Origin of the sequence: Luteimonas panaciterrae (assembly GCF_020511115.1) — a bacterium.
GTDB classification, from domain to species: Bacteria; Pseudomonadota; Gammaproteobacteria; order Xanthomonadales; family Xanthomonadaceae; genus Luteimonas; species Luteimonas panaciterrae.
The window spans coordinates 1-434 of record NZ_JAJAVH010000071.1 but is presented as its reverse complement, the minus strand read 5'-3'; the positions used below and the strand labels follow the sequence as shown (position 1 = coordinate 434).

The 434-nt window shown below is 64.3% G+C and carries 1 protein-coding gene; it reads left to right on the top strand.

All coding sequences use genetic code 11. The features are described 5' to 3' along the window. The coding region (locus tag LG367_RS18310) for a S8 family serine peptidase (protein ID WP_226470702.1) at positions 1-434 on the top strand (434 nt) is incomplete at both ends.

Below are 434 nucleotides of genomic sequence, written 5' to 3'. Positions count from 1 at the left end.
TGCAACTATACGGCTCAAATGAACGGTACATCGGCGGCAGCACCGATGGTCAGCGGTGTTGCGGCGCTGATGCTGGAAGCCAACCCCAAGCTAACCTATCGCGACGTCAAGTACATTCTGGCGACGACGGCGCGCCAGATCCACCCCGACCAGCCGGATGTGCGCCATCCTGACGATGGGGGCCAGGTGCTCGTGCCGGGCTGGACGAAGAACGCCGCCGGCCATGCCTTCAGCAACTGGTACGGCTTCGGGTTGGTGGATGCGACGGCGGCGGTGACGAAGGCGGCCGACTTCAAGACCCTTCCGCCCTTGGTCGACAGCGGCTGGAAGAAGACGACGCCGGACGATTCGGTCGACATCGGCGGCAAGAGCGCCCCGGCACGTATCGCGATCGACCTGAAGGAGGCCGCTGAGCGTATCGAGAGCGTGCAGTT